Source organism: Burkholderia sp. AU4i, from assembly GCF_000466765.1.
GTDB lineage: Bacteria > Pseudomonadota > Gammaproteobacteria > Burkholderiales > Burkholderiaceae > Burkholderia > Burkholderia cepacia.
Genome location: NZ_ASSI01000382.1, coordinates 1 through 1,282, shown reverse-complemented (window position 1 = coordinate 1,282; position 1,282 = coordinate 1). Strand labels below are relative to the sequence as shown.

Here is a 1,282-nt window from a genome sequence, read left to right as displayed (position 1 = left end):
GCGCGCTCCTTTCACTCATCTACTGCCACCGCCGGTGCGGCGATGAACGCGCGTGCGTCCATCGCGCCGACGCACGCATCCCCGTTCGCACCGCAACCGTTTCGACCGCCGGGTCGTTCGCGAGCCGGCGTGCCCGTTCCGGGCCATCTTTCCACACAAGGAGACCAACAGTGAACATTCAGACACGACGCACCGTCCTCGTGGCGGCGGCGCTCGTTGCGGCGCTGTCCGGCTGCGCGACCGAATCGTCGCGCACGCTCGACGTGCCGGCCGTGAGCAGCGCGCAGAAGCCCTATGCGGGCAAGCCCGTCGCGATCGCGGTCGGCAAGTTCGACAACCGCTCGAGCTACATGCGCGGCATCTTCTCGGACGGCATCGACCGCCTCGGCGGGCAGGCGAAGACGATCCTCGTCACGCGCCTGCAGCAGAGCCGCCGCTTCAACGTGCTCGATCGCGAGAATCTCGACGAGATCAAGCAGGAAGCCGGCTTCATGAAGAAGGCGCAGGCCGTGAAGGGCGCGAACTACGTGGTGACCGGCGACGTGACCGAGTTCGGCCGCAAGGACGTCGGCGATCACCAGCTGTTCGGCATCCTCGGCCGCGGCAAGACGCAGGTCGCATACGCGAAGGTCAACCTGAACATCGTCGACACGACGACGTCGGAAGTCGTCGCATCGAGCCAGGGCGCGGGCGAGTTCAGCCTGTCGAACCGCGAGGTGATCGGCTTCGGCGGCACCGCCGGTTATGACTCGACGCTCAACGGCAAGGTGCTGGATCTCGCGATCCAGGAGGCCGTGAACCATCTCGTCGACCAGGTCGACGCCGGCACGCTGAAGGTGCCGCAGTAAGCGCCGTGCGCGACACGCGCTCGACGAATCACTCACTCATCGGAAGAGACAAGACCATGAAACGGGGAATCTGGCTGCCGGCGACGGCGGCCGCCATGCTGCTCGCGGGCTGCGCGGCACCGACCACGCCGCCGCTCTATCAGTGGAACGGCTATCAGCCGCAGGTGTACGAATACTTCAAGGGGCAAAGCTCGCCGCAACAGCAGATCGACGCGCTCGAGAAGGCGCTGCAGGAGATTCGCGCGAAGGGTAACAAGCCGCCGCCCGGCTTCCATGCACATCTCGGGATGCTCTACGCGAGCGTCGGCAACGGGCAGCAGGCCGCGCAGTCGTTCGAGGCCGAGAAGGAGCTCTTTCCGGAATCCGCGTCGTACATGGATTTCCTGATGAAGAAGAAGGCCGTGAATCCGCAGGCCGCGAACCCGAAGGCCGCC

Annotated in this window: 2 protein-coding genes; both read left to right on the top strand. The window is 65.8% G+C overall.

The annotated features are described in order from the left end of the window. The first annotated feature begins 176 nt into the window (after positions 1-176). A complete protein-coding gene (locus tag L810_RS42860) occupies positions 177-848 on the top strand; it encodes a CsgG/HfaB family protein (protein ID WP_182670311.1) in 672 nt (223 codons plus the stop codon). 56 nt (positions 849-904) lie between these two features. Beyond that, positions 905-1,282: DUF4810 domain-containing protein (locus L810_RS42855; protein WP_042978405.1), on the top strand; the 378-nt coding region annotated here is incomplete at its 3' end.